Here is a 17593-nt window from a genome sequence, read left to right as displayed (position 1 = left end):
GGCGGGCCGGCTGTTCGTCACCGGCCGCGCCGACGAGATGATCGTCTCCGGCGGCGAGAACGTGTTCCCGCGCCCGGTGGAGGAGGCCCTGGTGGCCCTCCCGGGCGTCCACGACGCCGCCGTGGTCGGGGTGGCGGACCCGGAGTGGGGCCAGCGCCTGGCGGCGTACGTGGTCCCCCGCCGGGGCGCGTCCCTGCACGCGGAGGACATCCGCCAGTACATCCACCACCGGCTGGCCCGCTTCGCGGTGCCGAGGGACGTGTATTTCGTCCCGGACCTGCCGAGGAACGCGACGGGCAAGATCCTCAAGCGCCTCCTGCACGACGACACCTGGCCCGCGACCAGCGAGTACTGATGCCCGAGCACACGCCGGACGGCCGGTACATCGTGGTGAACGGCCGCCGCTGGCGCGCGACGGACCCCGAGATCCCCGACGACGTCCGCGACCGCCTGCAGAAGCACCTGATGGCGGCGCGGCGCGTACAGGACCGCGCGCGCACCCAAACCGCGAAGGTGGCGCTGGGCGAGCGTGGTGAGCCGTGGTGGGAGCAGACCTCCGCCCAGCGCCGGGCGCGGTGGGAAAGCGGCCTCGCCGCCCTCGATCAGCCGACCGGCTGACGCAGCACGGTCTTCAGCTTGGCCGGTTCGGTCCGGCGCGGGTCACCGACGTAGATTTCGTGGTGCAGCCCGGTTTCCTTCAGCCCTTGCTCGGCCAGGAATTCGTTGTGCAGGCGGGCCAGGATCGGGCCCTCGTCGTCGTACGAGCCGATGTGGAGCACCTGCGCGCACCGGCCCTCGTGCAGCTTCTCGAACCGGACGGGCGCGTCGATCTTCTTCTTGCGCCGCACGGTTTCCCGCGCCTCCTCGACGGCCTCCTCGCCGATCCACGACGGCAGCGCGAGGAGCATCGTCCACTGCCAGGAACCCTTGGCGCGCACGGTAAAAGCCGCGTAGTCGTCCGCCCACCACAGCCCTTCCAGCGGCCCCACGACGAAGTCCTCGCCGCGTTGCTTCGCCGCCATCTTGATCGTGTACGCGAAGGCGTACAACGCTTCTACGGCTCTCTGGTAGCTCTCCGCGGTGTTCGGGTTGCCGCGGCCGTCGATGGCGAGGAACCGCTGCTCGGGCACGTCCACCAAGGCCCAGTCGGTGTTCTTGGGCGCGTAGAGCTGCTTGAGGTCCTTTTTGAAGTCGTACGGCATCAGGTCATTCTTTCCAGCCACCGGGCTTCCGCCTCGAGCTGCGCAATGGAGTAGTCGAAAATCGCCCGGACGAACGGCGGGGCGTGCCGCTGGGCCGCGGCGGCGTGGCGCACCTCGGCCAGCCGTTCCCCGACCGCCTCCGCACGCCGGGCCAGCGCGGCCGCCAGCCGTCCGGGTGGGATGGCCGGGGTGTTGGCCAGCCCGACCAGCACCGGCTGGTGCATCGGGCGCAGCTGCGCGATGGCCGCTTCGGCGGCCGCCGAGCACGCTTCGCGGCCGGCTTCGGTGGCCGTGTACGTCTTCTTGGCCTTGGCGTGCGGGCGTTCCTCCGCGACTTCGGCGACCAGGCCGCGGTCACGGAGTTTGCCCAGCACGTAGTAGATCGAGCTGAAGCCGAGCGCCGTCCAGTCGCGCATGCCGCGCTCCGAGACGACCTCGTCCAGCTCGTAGCCGTGCCTCGGCCGCTCGACCACCAGGCCGAGCACCGTCAGCTCCGCGTCCGTCAGCACGTTTTACTCTAGCACTAGAATACTCGGCTTCGGAAATTGTCGGTGGGTGCTGGCATGCTTCAGCCGTACCCGGAAACCGAGGGAGAACAGTGGGGGGACAGGTGGTGACGGCGGTGCCGTGGACCGCGGAACGCGTGGCCGGGCTGGCGCCGGATCCCGCTTCGGAGAAGGCGGGCCGGGCGCTGGCCGCGCCGGCGAAGTGGACGGGCGCGGGCGCGTCCGAAGACGCCGTGTGGGGCTTCTGCCAGGGCAGTGGCAAGAAGCCGTACCAGACGTGCGTCGAGCTGGCCGAGCCCGCGTTCCGGTGTTCGTGCCCCAGCCGGAAGTTCCCGTGCAAGCACGCGCTGGGTCTGCTGCTGCTCTGGGCGGGCGGGCGCGTTTCGCCGGCCGAGGCACCCGAGTGGGTGCACGCGTGGCTGGCCGAACGCGCCGACCGCGCCCGGCGCGCGGAGAAACGCGCCGAGGAGGCGGGCCCGAAGGACGAGGAGGCGGCCGCGCGGCGCGCTTCCGAGCGGGCCACGCGGGTCGAAGGCGGTGTCGCGGAGCTGAAAGTCTGGCTCACCGACCGGATCGGCGCGGGTTTCGCGGGCTTCGAGCGCAACGGCGGCGAGGAGCTGCGCACGGTCGCGGCCCGGATGGTCGACGCCCAGGCGGGCGGCCTGGCGGGCGGCCTGCGCCGCGCGGCGGCGACCGTCGGCCGCCGCGACTGGCCGGAGGCGCTGCTGGCCGAGCTGTCACAGCTGTACCTGCTCGCCGACGCGGCCACGCGCCTGGAGTCGCTGCCCCCGGCGCTGGCGGAGACGGTCCGCACGCGCCTCGGCTTTTCGGTGGAGACGGCCCGGGTCCTGGAAGAAGGCGAGCGCGTCGCGGACGACTGGCTGATCACGGGCGCGGCGGACGAGGAGAACGACCGCCTGCTCACCCGCCGCACGTGGTTGCGTGGCCTCCGCACGGGCCGGGACGCGCTGGTGCTGTCGTTCGCACCACCGGGCCGTCCCCTGGACACTTCCCTCCCACCCGGCCACCGGCTCACGGCCGAGCTGGCGTTCTACCCGGGCGCGGCCCCGTTGCGGGCTTCGGTGGCAGAACGCGGAATCCCCCTGGCGGCCACGACGGCCGAGGGCGGCTCGATCGCGGACGCCCTGGCGGCGTACGCCCAGGCGATCGCGGCGGACCCCTGGCTGGAGCGCTGGCCGGTGTTGCTCTCGAACGTCACCCCGGCCGAACACGGCGGCGGCTGGTGCCTGTCCGAAAAGGACGGGACGGCGTTGCCGCTGGTGCCGTATGCGTTCCCGTGGTCCCTGCTGGCGATGTCGGCGGGCCATCCCCTGACGGTGGCGGGCGAGTGGAGCCCGGCCGGGTTGCGCCCCCTGATGTGCTGGCACGAGAACCGGGCGGTGCGGCTGTGAACGTCCGTTGTCCGCACCACGACCAAGAACCGGAGGTCCGCCCGTGAAGGCCTGGGAAGACCTCGTCGGCACCGCCCTCCTCGGCACCCGGCGGCGCACCCTCGACCCCACCGCGCAGCCGGCGGCCGTCCAGGACCTCGTCGCCGGCCGTGCCGATCCCGCCGAGCAGCTGCTCGCCGCCGCGGCCGTCCTCACCGCCTACCGGCGGGCCGGGCGCCACGCGCTGCACGACGTCCGGCCCCTGCCCGTCGCCGCTCCCGACGATCGGCCGTTCGTGCCGCCGCTCGCCCGGGAACGGCTCGGGCGGCTGCTGGCCGCCAGTCATCCCGACCTGCTGCTCGAATGGCTCGGCATCGTCGCCGGCACCGCCTACCGCGTCCCGCCGGAAACCCTGCCGCTGCTCGCCGAAGCCGCGCGGACCAAGGCCGCCCTGCGCGGGCCGCTGGCCGCCGTGGCCGGGCCGATCGGCGCCTGGCTCGGGCAGCGGAACCCCGACTGGGCCTTCCTCGCCGCGCCCGCGGAAGAGCAGGCCGACGTCTGGCAGTACGGCAGCCTCGCCCAGCGCCGCCGCTGGCTCGCCGCCAAGCTCGCCGAAGACCCCCAGGCCGCCCGGGCGGCCCTCGCCACCTCGTGGAAGAGCGAGCCCGCCGACGTGCGGGCCGACTTCCTCGGCGTGCTCGCCGGGCACGTGCGGCCCGAGGACGAAGCCTTCCTCGAGGCCGCGCTCACCGATCGGGCCGCCGGCGTCCGGGAACAGGCCGCCGACCTGCTCGGCCGGCTCCCCGGCACGCGCTACGGCGCCGGCATGGCCGAACGGCTGCGCCCCCTCGTCCGCCGGGACAAGCGGGTGCTCACCGTCGAGGTTCCCCAGGGCGAACGCGGCGACGGCACCGTCCGGCTGCGCACGCTCGTCGCGGCCGCGCCGCTGTCCTTCTGGGCCGAATTCGGGCCGCCCGCCGAGGTGGTGCGGATGACCGTCGAAGGCTGCCCGGCCAGCGTCCTGCGTGACTCGTGGGCCACCGCAGCCCTGCGCCAGCGCGACGAAACCTGGGCGCAGGCGCTGATCGGCGCCGATCCGGGCGGACGCACCACGCCGCCGCTGCTCGGCGTGCTCAGCCCGGTGAGCCAGGCCGCCACCGTCGGGCACCTGATCAGCCGGCTGCCCGTCGAATCCTTCGCCCGCCTGGTGCACGAGCTGCCCCGGCCGTGGACGAAGGAGCTCGGCACCGCCCTGCTCGACTGGGTCGCCCGCCAGGACGACCACCGCCTGGTTTCGCACGCCGCCGTCGTGATCGCCCGCGCGGTCCCCGCGGCGTGCCTGCGCCACCCGCTGGCCACCACCCGCCTGACCATGGACGCCGGGCCGTGGCGCCGGGCGCTCACCGAAACGCTGAACTTCCGCCGCGAAATGTACGAGGAGCTCGCATGACCGCCCCCACCGTCCTCCGGCCGCACGCCGAACAGGACCACGCCGCCGAACTGGCCGCGCTGGCCGCCGCCGACGAGCGGGCCAAGCCGCCCAACTGGCACCTGTCGCCGTGGGCCGTCGTCGAGTACCTGCTCGGCGGCACCCTGCCGGACGGCACCGTGATCACCCCCAAGTACGTCGGCCCGCGGCGGCTGATCGAGGTCGCCGTCGCCACCCTGGCCACCGATCGCGCGCTGCTGCTGCTCGGCGTGCCCGGCACGGCGAAGACGTGGGTGTCGGAACACCTGTCCGCCGCCATCAGCGGCGACTCGACGCTGCTGGTGCAGGGCACCGCGGGCACGTCGGAGGAGTCGATCCGCTACGGCTGGAACTACGCCCGCCTCATCGCCGAAGGCCCGAGCGCCGCCGCGCTCGTCGAAAGCCCGATGCTGCGCGCGATGCGGGACGGCAAGCTCGCCCGCCTCGAAGAGCTCACGCGCATCCCCGCCGACGTCCAGGACTCGCTGATCACCATCCTGTCCGAGAAGACGCTCCCGATCCCGGAGCTCGGCACCGAGGTGCAGGCCCGCCCCGGCTTCAACCTGATCGCGACGGCGAACAACCGCGACAAGGGCGTCAACGAGCTGTCGAGCGCGCTGCGGCGGCGGTTCAACACCGTGGTGCTGCCGCTGCCGGACAGCGCCGAAGCCGAAGTCGAGATCGTCAGCCGGCGCGTCGCCGAGCTGGGCACCTCGCTGCAGCTGCCCGCGGAGGCCGCCGAGCTGGCGGAGATCCGCCGCGTGGTCACGGTGTTCCGCGAGCTGCGCTCGGGCCGCACGGAAGACGGTCGCACAGCGGTGAAGTCGCCGTCCGGCACGCTGTCGACCGCGGAGGCGATCAGCGTGCTCACCGGCGGGCTCGCCCTGGCCGCCCACTTCGGCGACGGCGTGCTGCGCCCGCACGACATCGCGGCCGGCATCCACGGCGCGGTGGTCAAGGACCCGGTGGCCGACCGCGCGATCTGGATCGAGTACCTGGAGACCGTCGTGCGCGAGCGCGACGGCTGGGCCGACTTCTACCGGGCGGGCCAGGAGCTCTCGTGACGGCCACTCACCTGCTCGGCATCCGCCACCACGGCCCGGGATCCGCCCGGGCCGTGGCGAGGCGGCTCGCCGAGCTCGAACCCGACGTCGTGCTGATCGAAGGACCACCCGAAGCCGACGTCCTGGTCGAGCTGGCCGAGGACCCGGCGATGCAGCCGCCGGTCGCGCTGCTGGCCTACGCGACCGACGACGTCTCGCGCGCCGCGTTCTGGCCGTTCGCGGTCTTCAGCCCGGAGTGGCAGGCCCTCACCTACGCCCGCGAGGCCGGGATCCCGGTGCGGTTCTGCGACCTCCCGGCCGCGCACACGTTCGCCGCGGCGCCGGACGAGCACGCCGGCCCGCCGGTCGACCCGCTCGCCCTGCTGGCCGCGGCCGGCGGCTACGACGACCCGGAACGCTGGTGGGACGACGTCGTCGAGTCGCGGCGGGACGACGAGAACCCGTTCGAGGTGATCGCCGACGCGATGACGGCGGTGCGGGAGGACGAGAAACCGCCGCAGGGCAACGAAGCCCGCCGCGAGGCGTACATGCGCTCGGTGCTGCGCCGCACCCGCAAGGACGGGTTCGAGAACATCGCCGTCGTCTGCGGCGCCTGGCACGTGCCCGCGCTGGCCGACCCGCTGCCGCCGGCGTCGCACGACCAGGCCGTCCTCAAAGGACTGCCGAAGCGGAAGGTGGCCTGCACCTGGGTGCCGTGGACGCACGGGCGGCTCGCCACGGCCAGCGGTTACGGCGCGGGTGTGCGGTCGCCGGGCTGGTACCACCACCTGTTCACCACGGCCGACGCCGTCACCGCGCGCTGGCTCGCCGGGGTCGCCGCGGTGCTGCGCGAGGAGGACCTGCCCGTCTCGACCGCGCACGTCATCGAGGCGGTCCGGCTCGCCGAAACCCTCGCGACGCTGCGCGGCCGGTCGTCGGCCGGGCTCGCCGAGGTCACCGAAGCGACCCGGTCCGTGCTCTGCGGCGGTGACGAGGTGCAGGTCGAGCTCGTCACCCGGCGGCTGGTGGTCGGCGAACGGCTCGGCGAGGTGCCCGACCGCGTCCCGCAGCCGCCCCTGGCCGCGGACCTGACCGCGACCGCGAAACGCCTGCGGCTCAGGAAGGATCCGGTCGTCAAGGAGCTCGACCTCGACCTGCGGACGCCGGGCGGGCTCGACCGGTCGAAGCTGCTGCACCGGCTGCGGATCCTCGGCATCGAGTGGGGCAGCCGGGAAGCGTCGGCGCGGCGGAACAAGGGCACGTTCCGCGAGACGTGGGCGCTGTGCTGGGAACCGTCGTTCGAAGTCGACCTGGTCGCGGCCGCCGTGTACGGCACGACCGTGCCGTCGGCGGCCACCGCCGCCGTCCGCGGCACGGTCGAAGGCACGCCACCGCTGGACGAGGTCACCACGGCCGTCGAAAACTGCCTGCTCGCCGACCTGCCGGAGGCGCTGCCCGAAGCGCTCGCGGCGCTGGACGCCCGGGCGGCGGCGGACGCGGACGTGGCCCGGCTGATGTCGGCCCTGCCCGCGCTGGCGCGGGCCACCCGGTACGGCAACGTCCGCGGGACGGACACCGCCGCGCTGCGGGCGGTCGCCGACCGGATGCTGGACCGCATCTGCGCCGGCCTGCCCCCGGCGGCGCACGGCATCGACGACGACGCCGCGGCCCGGCTGGCCAAGCTGGTCGACGGCGTGCACGACGCGACGTCCCTGCTGGGCGACGACCCGAAGGAACGCTGGCTGGCGGCGCTGGCCCGGCTCGCGGAACGGCCGTCGCTGCCGCCGTTGCTGGCCGGCCGGCTGACCCGCATCCTGCACGACGCCGGGCTGTTCGACGCACTCGACATCGAGCTGCGGCTGGGCCGGGCGCTGACGCCGGGGGTCGTGCCGTCGGCGGGCGCGGCGTACGTCGAAGGCTTCTTCGACGGCGGCGCGTTGCTGCTGGTGCACGACGAGGGCCTACTGCGGGTGATCGACGGGTGGCTGGCGGCGATCCCCGCCGACGTCTTCACCGAGGTGCTTCCGTTGCTGCGCCGCACGTTCGGCGCGTTCAGCGGGCCCGAGAAGCGGGCGATCGGGCAGCGCGCGGCCGGGCTCACCGGCACCGCGCGGGCGGTGCCTGTGGCCGAGGAACTGGACGAGGACCGGGCCGAGGGCGTGCTGCCGGTCCTGGCGACACTGCTGGGGGTGGGGGCATGAGCACGGACACGGATCGGGTGCGGCGCTGGCGGCTGGTGCTGGGCGGGGACGGCGCCGGGCCGGGGTCCGGGCTGGAGGACGCCCAGCTGTCCGAAGAGGACAGTGGGGTGGACGCCGTGCTGGCCGCCCTGTACGACAAGCCGGACGAGGAGGCCACGAGCGGGCCGCGCAGCGCGAACCTGGGCGCCTCGGCGCCGCGGGTCGCGCGCTGGCTGGGTGACATCCGGCGGTACTTCCCCAGCACCGTCGTGCAGGTCATGCAGCGTGACGCCGTCGACCGCCTCGGGCTGACCCGGATGCTGCTGGAGAAGGAGCTGCTGTCGGCGGTCGAGCCGGACGTCCACCTGGTCGGCACGCTGCTGTCGCTCAACAGCGTGCTGCCGGAGGAGACGAAGGAGACCGCGCGCGAGGTGGTCCGCAAGGTCGTCACGGAGCTGGAGGAGCGGCTGGCCGAGCGCACCCGCGCGGCGATCCGGGGCGCGCTGGACAAGGCGTCGCGCACGCACCGGCCGCGGCCGGGCGACGTCGACTGGGCGCGCACGATCCACGCGAACCTCAAGCACTACTCCCCCGACCTGCGCACGATCGTCCCGGAGAAGCTGATCGGCTTCGGCCGCCGTCAGCAGGCGGTGCAGCGGGACGTGATCCTGGCCGTCGACCAGTCGGGGTCGATGGCGGAGTCGGTGGTGTACTCGGGGCTGTTCGGCGCGGTCCTGGCGTCGATGCGGGCGTTGAAGACGTCGTTCGTGGCGTTCGACACGGAGGTCGCGGACCTGACCGAGCACCTCGCCGACCCGGTCGACGTCCTGTTCGGCACCCAGCTGGGCGGCGGCACGGACATCAACCGCGCGATCGCGTACTGCCAGGGCCTGGTCGAGCGCCCGGAGCGCACGCTGCTGGTGCTGATCAGCGACCTCTACGAGGGCGGCGACTCCGACGAGCTCCTGCACCGGATGGCCGAGCTGGCCGGCGCGGGCGTCCAGGTGGTGACCCTGCTGGCCCTGTCGGACTCGGGCGCACCCTCGTACGACCACGAGAACGCGGCGGCGTTGGCCGAGCTGGGCATCCCGGCCTTCGCCTGCACCCCGGACCAGTTCCCGGACCTGATGGCGGCAGCCATCCGCGGCGACGACCTGCAGGGCTGGGCGGCCCGCGAGACCAGCTGAGTTGCGGAATGAAACCGACGCCGGCGGAGTTCAATGCGGTGTGGGACGCAGCTCCCGCAGGAAGGACGGCTCGCCATGAAGGTCCGCAGCTCGATCCGCTCACTCGCCCGCCGGCCGGGCGCCCAGGTCATCCGCCGGGGCACGAAGGTCCTGGTGATCAACAAGGACAACCCGCGCTCCAAGGCCCGCCAAGGCTGACACCACCACGGTGCCCCGGAGCCACCCCGGTTCCGGGGCCCACCCGTGCGCCAAGGGGCATCACCCGAGATGCCTCCCCGATCACACGTGATGCCCCTCCGGGTACGCGAGATGACTCTCCGGGAGCTGGCCGCGGCGGGACTCGGGCCGGAGGACGTCAGCGGCCGAAAGCGCAGCACTCCGTCGTCGAGGCGGGCGAACCGCAGGTCCGCCAGGTCCAGCAGGTGGTTCTGCCGCATCATCCACGGGCGGCGGCCGCCCTGCTCCGGCAGGCCCGCGGCCACCAGCCGGAGCCCCGTCGCCGTCACGATCACGTCCGCCGCCAGGGAACCTTGCCCGCCCGCAACGCCCGGAACAGGTCCGCGTCCGGCACCAGGCACAGCCGCTGGTCCCACGGGTCGTACGACGGCACGAAGTGCGGGTCCACCGGGATCGACGCCGGCAGCTGCGCCGCCACGCGTTTGCGCAGCGCCGAAGCCGCCCGGCCCGGCAGCCGGCGCATCAGCTGGAAGAACAGCGTCCCCAGCACCACGTTCTTGCCGCGGACCACCCGGTGCGCCGGCTTCTCCGGCAGCAGCGCGCGGATCCGGTCGGCGAGCGCGTCGTGCCCGGGCCGCGCCACGATGTGCGACGGCGACCGCTGCAGCATCGTCACCCGCGACGCCGTCGAGGCCGGCGCCGGGACCAGCGTCATCGCCGTCGCCCCGCTGCCGATCACCACGACCCGCTTGCCCAGGAACCGGCAGGTCAACGTGACGCCGTGCGCGGTCGAAACCGTCCTTCCACGGCCGGAACGGGCAACCGAGGGTGAACATGTCCGAGTCGGACCGGATGCCCGGATACCGCAGGACGTCCACGTGCTCGGCCTGCCCGGCAGCCTCATCGAGGTGGGGACCCCGCCGGACCGGGTCGGGGCACCGGCCCGGCGGGGAGGCTGCCTACAGCGGCACCACCTTCGTCGCGCCGAACGTGCCCTTCAGCGGCACCTCCACAACCCGGCCGTGCACCGTCACCGTGACGCTGTCCTGCAGCTGCGTCGGGTCCGACACCGCGAGCTGGCTCCGGAACCCGCACCGCCCGAGCGCCACCGAAGCCGGCCCCGACACGCTGACGTCGCCGGCCGAGCCCGCCGCGAAGAAGTTCGCCAGCAGCGTGCCGTCGGCCGCGCGGATCGCCTGCACCACCGGCGTGTTCGCCACCACCCGCCAGCCCAGCGACGCCGTGAGCGTGCCGATCACCGAAGCGCCCGGCAGCACCGCGTACGCGTACTTCGCGTCCGTCGGCCGCACACCGTGTTCGAGCACCAGCTTCTGGTACCGGCGCGTGTTCGGCGTCGTGGTGCCCTTCGTGTTGGCGCCGGTGTCGATGTCGCGCCACGCACCCGTGCGGTCTTCGCGCAGCGCGGTCACCGAAGCGCCGTCCAGCACCACGTACCCGCCGACGTGCTCCAGGTGCGCCCAGCGCGGCCGCCGGAGCACGGCCGCTTTGCCGAGGTCGGACGGCACGCGCCGGCCGTCGGCCAGCAGTGTCCCGCCGCCGCCCTCGCCGAGGTTGCGGTTCTCGACCGTCGTGCGCACCGCGTGCTCGGACGTGCTCGTGATGCCGGCGCCGAGGCAGACGATCCCGGCCGGGGTGAAGAACCACGACTTCTTCGCGACCAGCGAGCCGTCCCAGTTCTTGAAGTCGAACGCGTAGGCGCCGTGCCGCGCGTCCCACCGGACGCCACCGGTGTGCGGGTTCGGGCCCACCGGGACGCCGCCGAACTTCGGGTCGACCGGGCCGTCGTGCTCGGTCGTGCCGGGCAGCAGCAGCGGGTCGACGGTCGGCCAGTAGGCGTCGGTGTAGTGGCCTTTGGCGTTCGGCAGGAACGTGTAGAGCACGCCGTCGCCGACGTGGTAGCCCTTGAGGTTCTGGCCGTTGATGGCTTCGTAGCGCGAAATCCGCGTCGAGCTGACCCCCAGGGACGCCGACCAGTCGTCGGTGACGTGCACCAGCCGGTCCTGCTGGCCGAACGTCCGGTGCGTCGCCACCACCCGCGCCGGGCGCGCCCCCGACGCCAGCATGTCCTGCGCGAACTCGATTCCGGGCGTCGCCACCAGATCCGGGCCGGGCGCGAACCGCTCGGGGTCCGGGATCTCGAGGAACGGCGCGAAGGTGCCTTCCTTGAGCCACTTCGCGGCGAGGGCGTTGAGGTCGGTCTTCGTCTTGCCGGCCGCCGTCCGGGCCAGGACGAGCGTCGCGACCGTCAGCTGGTGGCCGATGTCGTGCCCGGTTTCGCCTTGGCGCGACAGCATCCGCCCGCGCACCGGCTCCATCAGGGCGCCGGCGTAGACGAACGGCGCGAAGCTGTCGGCGACGAGGGCGTAGATCTTGTCCTTCAACGGCTGCGGCAGCGCGTACTCGGTGCCCTGCGTGACGTGGATGGCGCCGGCGAGCGCGGTCAGCAGCACGATGCCGTAGTGCCCGGGGTACGGGATGGTGTCGTGCTGGATGAACGAGCCGTCGACGTGGAAGCCGTCGCCGGCCGCGCGGTCCAGTTTCGCGACGACGCTCGCGGCGCCGCCACCGGCCACGTCGGTGAGCGCGTCGATGCCGGTCCTGATCCACGCGGTGTCGCCGAGCAGCGCGCCCGCCACGATCGAGATGAGGCCCTTGTCGGCGCGGTTGGCGCCGGTTTCGATCACGGACGCGTTGTTCGCGCGCAGGTTCGGGTTGCCGACGAACCGCTTGACCGGCTTGAGGTAGCGCGCGAGCTGGTCGGCGGTGAGCTGGTCGGCGACCACCGACAGCGTGTGCAGCAGGTAGTACGGGATGCCGATTTCGTAGGTGTACCAGTTGCCGATCTCACCGACGTTTTCGTGGTACTGGCTCGCGTAGATGAGTTCGAGCGCCGCCTTGATGCGGTCGAGCACCACCGGGTCGCCGGACAGCGCACTGCCCGGCGTGCCCCAGTCGACGGCGATCGCGCGCAGCCGCGCGTACATCGACGTGGTGTAGTCGCTGCCGGGGCCGAGGGGCAGATCGGTCCACAGTGGAGCGCCGCCGCCGGCCACGGAAAGGCCGGCGTTGTAGGCTTTGGCGACCCGGCTCAGGTTGGCCAGCGCCTCGGCACGTTCGGGCGACGGCCGGTTGATCCCGGTCTGCAGCTGCCGGTACGCGGCGACGATCGGCGCGGTCGCGGCGGGCACCGGGCTCGCCGCTTTCGCGGGGGCTGCGGGGGTTGTAGGGGTTGCGGCGAAGGCCGGGCGGGTCAGGAGCACGGTGGAAGCGGCCGCCAGGGCACCGCCGCGCAGGGCATTTCTCCGGTTCACGGGCATGACTATGCCTCCCAGGATCAAGACATCCTTGGCTTGCGGGAAAGGGGATTCAGTTGTGCGGCGGCGTAGGGGGTCCCGGCCCGGCGCCTTGCGGGAAGGCACCGGGCCGGGGGGCGCTCGGAAGCGCCGGTTTTCGATGGGTCGGCGACCGCGGCATTTTCACGTGAAAGTGCCGGGCCATTGGCGCCGGTTCAGCGGGCTCGGCGCCGGAAACTGTCGGTGCCGGACGGTAGAGTAGGAACCGGGGGGCGCCCCGGCGGGTCAGCCGGTCAGCGGGAGCCGTCGGTGCGGCGGGGCAGCTTCCAAGGGTTCGCCTCCTGCAGGGGTTCGGGGAGCAGCGCGTCCGGGAAGCCCTGCCAGGCGATCGGGCGCAGGAACCGCTCGATGGCCGCCGTGCCGACCGAAGTGGTCGTCGGGGCCGTTGTTGCCGGGTAGGGGCCGCCGTGGTTCTGGGCCCAGCTCACCGTCACGCCGGTGGGCCAGTCGTTCCACAGCAGCCGGCCGGCGATGCGGGCCAGGGAGGGCAGCAGCGGCCGGAGCCAGTCCGCATCGGACTCCTCGCCGTGGATCGTGGCGGTGAGCCCCGGTTCGATCGCCTCCAGCAGGCGCTGCAGCTCGGCCTGGTCGGCGTAGGTGACGATCAGCGACGCCGGTCCGAAGCACTCCTCGTGCACGGTGTCGCCGCCCTCGAGGAACTGCTTGGCCGTCGTGGCCAGCAGCGTCGGGGTGAACGCGGGTGAAGAAGAATCCGACGAAGACACGACCTCGACACCCGGGACCTCCCGCAGCGCGGACAGCTGCGACGAGAACCCGGAAGCGATCCGGTCGTTGAGCATCGGCTGCGCCGGGGCGCCGTCCAGGGCCGCGCGCAACGTGTCGGTCAGGCCGTGGTCCTCCGGCAGGAACAGCAGGCCCGGCTTGGTGCAGAACTGCCCCGCGCCGAGGGTGAACGACCCCGCGTAGCCCTTGGCCACGGCTTCCCCGCGCGCGGCGATCGCGGCCTCGGTCACCACGACCGGGTTGACGCTGCCGAGCTCGCCGTAGAACGGGATCGGCCGCGGCCGGGCGTTCGCGATGTCGAACAGCGCCCGCCCGCCCGGGATCGAGCCGGTGAACGACGCCGCCGCGATCCGCGGGTCCTTCAGGGCCGTGACGCCTTCCTCCTGGCCGAAGATGACGTCGAAGATGCCGTCGGGTGCGCCCGCGCCGATCAGGGCTTCGCGGACGATCCGGCCGGTCAGCGCGGACAGCTCCGGGTGCCCCGGGTGGGCCTTGAGGACCACCGGGCAGCCCGCCGCCAGCGCGGACGCCGTGTCGCCGCCGGCGACGCTGAACGCGAACGGGAAGTTGCTCGCCGCGAACACCAGCACCGGGCCGATCGCGGTCTTCACCCGGCGGATGTCCGGGCGCGGGCCCATCGGCCAGTCCGGGTCGGCGTGGTCGACCGTGGCGCCGAGGTACTCGCCGTCGGCGAGGACCTCGGCGAAGAGGCGCAGCTGGAACGTCGTGCGCTTCAGCTCCCCCGCCAGCCGCGGCGACCCGGGCAGGTGCGTCTCGGCGTGCGCCAGCGGGACCAGTTCACCCGCGGCGGCGTCGAGGGCGTCGGCGGCCGCGGTCAGCCAGCGGGCGCGGCCGGCCGGGGTCGCCCCGGCGGCGGGACGGGCGGCCGCGGCGGCCCCCGCCAGGATCTTCTCGAGCGTGGCGGCGTCAGTGGCCTGGCTCATCGGTGGAACAGCTCCTCAGTTTTCGTGGGCGGCGGCGGTGGCCGTGCCCAGGTCGCCCCAGCGACCCGGACCGGCCAGACCGAGGTGGTACAGGTGCAGCTCGGCGGCCCCCGCCTTGGCGAGCTCGCCGACGTACGCCGCGATGTCCGGCACCGGTGCGGCGGCCACCGCGGTGATGTAGCTGCCGATCGCGACCCGCTCGGGCAGGGCCTCCCGGGCCGCCGCGACGGCTTCGGCTCCCGTGGCGGGGGCCCACCCGAACAATACGACCGCGTCGACGTCGTCGGACGCGGACGGCGTCAGCCCGGGCAGCGCGCCGGTGACCCACGGGTCGAGCGCGCCGTGCAGCACGACCCGCACCCCGGAAGGCAGCGTCGCCAGCACCGCGGCCCGCAGCTCGTCGGTCGCCTGCTGCCGGACCCGCAGCAGCATCTGCGTCAGCTCCGGCGGCAGCCGGTCCGCGGAAACGCCGAGGTCGCCGGTGGCGATCAGCCGGCGGACCTCCTCGACGAGCTGGGCCCGCACGGTGTCCACGTCGATGTCCCAGGAACCGGCGCAGGCGTCGCAGCAGCAGATCGACAGCAGCCGGGCCACCGCGGGCGCCCACACGCCGTCGGTCTTCTCGTGCTGGTGCTGGTGCACCGCGCCGAGCGGGCCGCAGGCTTCGAGGATCACCGACGACAGCTCGAGCCCGGCCACGGAGTTCGCCACCACGGCAGCGGCGTACTCGCGCACCTCGGGCCGCGACGGGCACAGCGCCCACGGATAGCTCTCGCCGAAGCAGTTGCGCACCACGACGTCCGGGTGCTCGTAGCCGAGCTGGGAGTTGTGGGTCAGCACGATCCAGGCGGCGGCCGGGACCCCGGCCTCGGTGAGCAGGCGGACGGCGTCACCGCCGGGATCCTCCGAGGCCATCCAGTCCGGTGTGGACGGACGCAGTGCGCCCCAGCCGTCGGACACCGGGCGGTAGAAGGCCGCGTGCCGCGCGACCACGGCGGTCGTCGACGGCGACCACGGCGTCGCCGCGCGGGCGCTGTGGTAGGACAGCGCCACGGCCACCTCATCGACGCCGAGCGCCTGAACCCGCGGGACGAACCCGGATTCCAGGACGTCCCAGGGGTAGGCGTATCCCGTCACCTTCACCGGCTCACCACCTCGCCGTGTTCGCTTCGAACCCGGGCACGTACTTCCGCATGTAGGTCCCGTCGTCCCGTTTGGTCAGTCCACATCGGACGTAGTTCTCGTGCAGCCGGGCCAGCGCGTCCTCGTCGAGGGTGATCCCGAGCCCCGGCGTCGTGGGCACCGCGACGGCACCCTCGCAGAACTCCAGCACGCCCGGTTCGATGACGTCCTCGACCTTCCACGGCCAGTGCGTGTCGCAGGCGTAGGTCAGGTGCGGCGTGGCCGCGGCGACCTGCACCATCGCGGCCAGGCTGATCCCGAGGTGGCTGTTGGAGTGCATCGACAGGCCGACGCCGAAGCTCTCGCACGTCACCGACAACGCCTGCGTGGCGCGCAGGCCACCCCAGAAGTGGTGGTCCGACAGCAGCACGCCGATCGCCCGCGCCCGGAAGCCCGGCTCGACGTCGCCGAAGTTGACCACGCACATGTTGGTGGCCAGCGGCATCGACGCCTCGGCGGCGACCTTCGCCATGCCTTCGATGCCCGGTGTCGGGTCCTCGAGGTACTCCAGGACGCCGTCGAGCTCGCGGGCCACCCGGATGCCCGTTTCCACCGTCCAGGCGCCGTTCGGGTCGATCCGCAGCGGGTGCCCGGGAAACGCCTCGGCCAGCGCGCGGACGCCGTCGACCTCCTGGGCGGGCTCGTAGACGCCGCCCTTGAGCTTGATCGAGCGGAAGCCGTACTCGTCGATCATCCGCTTCGCCGAACCCACCAGGGTTTCCGGCGTGGTGATCTCGCCCCAGGTGTCCTCGCGGCCGTCGATGTGCTTGCCGTACTTGTAGAACAGGTAAGCGGAGAACTCGACGGCGTCGCGCGCCTTCCCGCCGAGCAGGTCGGTGACCGGACGGCCCAGGTAGTGCCCCTGCGCGTCCAGGCAGGCGACCTCGAACAGCGAATACACGCTGGCCACGGTCTTGCGGATGGAGAACCCGCCGATCAGCCCGTGCGCGTCGGTCAGCACCGTGTCCGACAGCGCCTGCGCCACCAGCCGCTGCAGGCCGGGCAGGTCGAACACGTCGTGGCCGCGCAGCTGCGGCAGGACTTTCCGCACCTCGCCGAGGAACGCCGAGTCGCCGTAGGACTCCCCGAGCCCGACGACGCCGTCCTCGCACCTGACCTGCACGACGCTGCGCAGCGCGAACGGCTCGTGCACCCCCATGACGTTGAGCAGCGGCGGGTCCGCGAACGCGACCGGGGTCAGCACCACGTCGAGGATCTTCATCAGCCGAGCCCCTTCAGCGTGACGAAGCCGTCCTCCACGACCTTCTCCAGCCGGTGGATCTGCTCCGGCGTCGGCTCGACCAGCGGCGGCCGGACCGGGCCGACCTTGTCCCCGCGCAGCCGGGCGGCGGCCTTCACCAGCGAGACGGCGAAGCCGGGCGTCTCGTCGCGCAGCGCCACCAGCGGCAGGTAGAACCCGGTCAGCAGCGCGTCCATCACGCGCGTGTCGCCTTCGCCGAGCGCGCGGTGGAAGCGGTGCGCGATCTCCGGCGCGAAGCAGTGCACCGCCGAGGAGTACCGGGCGACGCCGATCGCGGCGTACGCCTTGGCCGAGACCTCCGCGGTCGGCAACCCGTTGAAGAACAGGAAGTTCCGCGACCGCTCGGTGTCCAGCGCCCGGATCGTGGTGACGATCCGGGTCATCACCTCGACGTCGCCGTAGCCGTCCTTGAGACCCACGACCGACGGGATGTCGAGCAGCGACGCCGCGGCCGGCGCACCGAACACGCCGGTGCCGCGGTGGTAGACGATGACCGGCACCGACGAGTCGCCGACCGCGTAGCGGACGAAGTCGACCAGCCCCGCCTGCGGCCCGGACACCAGGTACGGCGGCAGCAGCAGGACGCCGTCGGCACCCCCGGCCTGGGCCGCCGCGATGCCGGCCCGCGCCGACGCCGCGCCGCCCCCGGCGCCCACCCAGACCGGGACGCGGCCGGCGGCCACCTCACGGGACCGGGCGAGCACCGAGGCGTGCTCGGCGGGCGAGAGCGAGCTGAACTCGCCGGTGCCGCACGCGACGAACAGCGCACCGGCGCCCGCCGCGATGTGGCTCTCCACGTTCTCCGCGAGCGCGTCGAGGTTGACCTCGAGGTCCTCGGTGAACGGGGTGAGGGGGAACGCCAGCAGGCCGTCCAGCTCGATCTCGTTCTGTGCCATCAGTTTCCGCTCTCTCGTCCTTCTTCGGTTGCGGCCGG

Annotated in this window: 15 protein-coding genes and 1 pseudogene; 8 read left to right on the top strand and 8 right to left on the bottom strand. The window is 73.3% G+C overall.

What is annotated here, in order from left to right:
- Both C2L59_RS00335 and C2L59_RS00330 read left to right on the top strand, forming a co-directional pair.
- A pseudogene (locus tag C2L59_RS00335) lies at positions 1–355 on the top strand (acyl-CoA synthetase); the annotation flags it as partial.
- Positions 355–618, top strand: coding sequence for a hypothetical protein (locus C2L59_RS00330; RefSeq protein WP_103347479.1), 264 nt, complete (start codon positions 355–357; stop codon positions 616–618). The pseudogene C2L59_RS00335 and the gene C2L59_RS00330, both read left to right, overlap by 1 nt.
- Here the strand turns inward: C2L59_RS00330 and C2L59_RS00325 are convergent.
- Together C2L59_RS00325 and C2L59_RS00320 are read right to left on the bottom strand one after the other, a co-directional pair.
- Positions 603–1202, bottom strand: coding sequence for a GyrI-like domain-containing protein (locus C2L59_RS00325; protein ID WP_103347478.1), 600 nt, complete (start codon positions 1200–1202; stop codon positions 603–605). The two genes, C2L59_RS00330 and C2L59_RS00325, sit on opposite strands and share 16 nt — an antisense overlap.
- A complete protein-coding gene (locus C2L59_RS00320; RefSeq protein WP_103347477.1) occupies positions 1202–1711 on the bottom strand; it encodes a PadR family transcriptional regulator in 510 nt (169 codons plus the stop codon). The genes C2L59_RS00325 and C2L59_RS00320 overlap by 1 nt, the downstream gene beginning before the upstream one ends.
- A gap of 101 nt (positions 1712–1812) precedes the next feature.
- Here C2L59_RS00320 and C2L59_RS00315 point away from each other — a divergent pair, with 101 nt between their 5' ends.
- The 6 genes from C2L59_RS00315 to C2L59_RS00290 all read left to right on the top strand — a co-directional run bounded on the left by C2L59_RS00315 (position 1813) and on the right by C2L59_RS00290 (position 9175).
- Complete coding sequence (locus tag C2L59_RS00315; RefSeq protein ID WP_103347476.1) at positions 1813–3120, top strand: SWIM zinc finger family protein; 1308 nt, start codon at positions 1813–1815, stop codon at positions 3118–3120.
- A gap of 43 nt (positions 3121–3163) precedes the next feature.
- A complete protein-coding gene (locus C2L59_RS00310) occupies positions 3164–4549 on the top strand; it encodes a DUF5691 domain-containing protein (RefSeq protein ID WP_103347475.1) in 1386 nt (461 codons plus the stop codon).
- Positions 4546–5631 carry an AAA family ATPase gene (locus tag C2L59_RS00305; protein ID WP_103347474.1) on the top strand — a complete coding sequence of 362 codons (1086 nt, stop codon included), beginning with the start codon at positions 4546–4548 and terminating at the stop codon, positions 5629–5631. Before C2L59_RS00310 ends, C2L59_RS00305 begins: the two co-directional genes overlap by 4 nt.
- Complete coding sequence (locus C2L59_RS00300; protein ID WP_103347473.1) at positions 5628–7811, top strand: DUF5682 family protein; 2184 nt, start codon at positions 5628–5630, stop codon at positions 7809–7811. The genes C2L59_RS00305 and C2L59_RS00300 overlap by 4 nt, the downstream gene beginning before the upstream one ends.
- A complete protein-coding gene (locus C2L59_RS00295; protein WP_103347472.1) occupies positions 7808–8977 on the top strand; it encodes a VWA domain-containing protein in 1170 nt (389 codons plus the stop codon). Before C2L59_RS00300 ends, C2L59_RS00295 begins: the two co-directional genes overlap by 4 nt.
- A 75-nt stretch (positions 8978–9052) precedes the next feature.
- On the top strand, positions 9053–9175 hold the full coding sequence (locus C2L59_RS00290; protein WP_103347484.1) for a ribosomal protein bL36: 123 nt from the start codon (positions 9053–9055) through the stop codon (positions 9173–9175).
- Positions 9176–9485: 310 nt separating this feature from the next.
- Here C2L59_RS00290 and C2L59_RS48470 read toward each other — a convergent pair whose 3' ends face one another.
- From C2L59_RS48470 to C2L59_RS00260, 6 genes are all read right to left on the bottom strand, one after another.
- On the bottom strand, positions 9486–9926 hold the full coding sequence (locus tag C2L59_RS48470; RefSeq protein WP_233223179.1) for a hypothetical protein: 441 nt from the start codon (positions 9924–9926) through the stop codon (positions 9486–9488).
- A gap of 187 nt (positions 9927–10113) precedes the next feature.
- Positions 10114–12492, bottom strand: coding sequence for a polysaccharide lyase 8 family protein (locus C2L59_RS00280; protein WP_199198842.1), 2379 nt, complete (start codon positions 12490–12492; stop codon positions 10114–10116).
- Positions 12493–12761: 269 nt separating this feature from the next.
- Positions 12762–14216: an aldehyde dehydrogenase (NADP(+)) gene (locus C2L59_RS00275; RefSeq protein WP_103347470.1), complete on the bottom strand. Its 1455-nt coding sequence runs from the start codon at positions 14214–14216 to the stop codon at positions 12762–12764.
- 15 nt (positions 14217–14231) lie between these two features.
- Positions 14232–15359 carry a hypothetical protein gene (locus C2L59_RS00270; protein ID WP_103347469.1) on the bottom strand — a complete coding sequence of 376 codons (1128 nt, stop codon included), beginning with the start codon at positions 15357–15359 and terminating at the stop codon, positions 14232–14234.
- 4 nt (positions 15360–15363) lie between these two features.
- Positions 15364–16620, bottom strand: coding sequence for a glucarate dehydratase family protein (locus tag C2L59_RS00265; RefSeq protein WP_103347468.1), 1257 nt, complete (start codon positions 16618–16620; stop codon positions 15364–15366).
- Positions 16620–17555 (bottom strand): 5-dehydro-4-deoxyglucarate dehydratase, encoded by a 936-nt coding sequence (locus tag C2L59_RS00260; RefSeq protein WP_103347467.1) that lies wholly within the window; start codon positions 17553–17555, stop codon positions 16620–16622. The genes C2L59_RS00265 and C2L59_RS00260 overlap by 1 nt, the downstream gene beginning before the upstream one ends.
- Between the last annotated feature and the right edge of the window lie 38 nt (positions 17556–17593).

This window comes from Amycolatopsis sp. CA-128772, assembly GCF_002904295.1.
Classification (GTDB): Bacteria; Actinomycetota; Actinomycetes; order Mycobacteriales; family Pseudonocardiaceae; genus Amycolatopsis.
The sequence above is the reverse complement of the archived record's forward strand: the minus strand, read 5'-3'. Positions and strand labels throughout refer to the sequence as shown.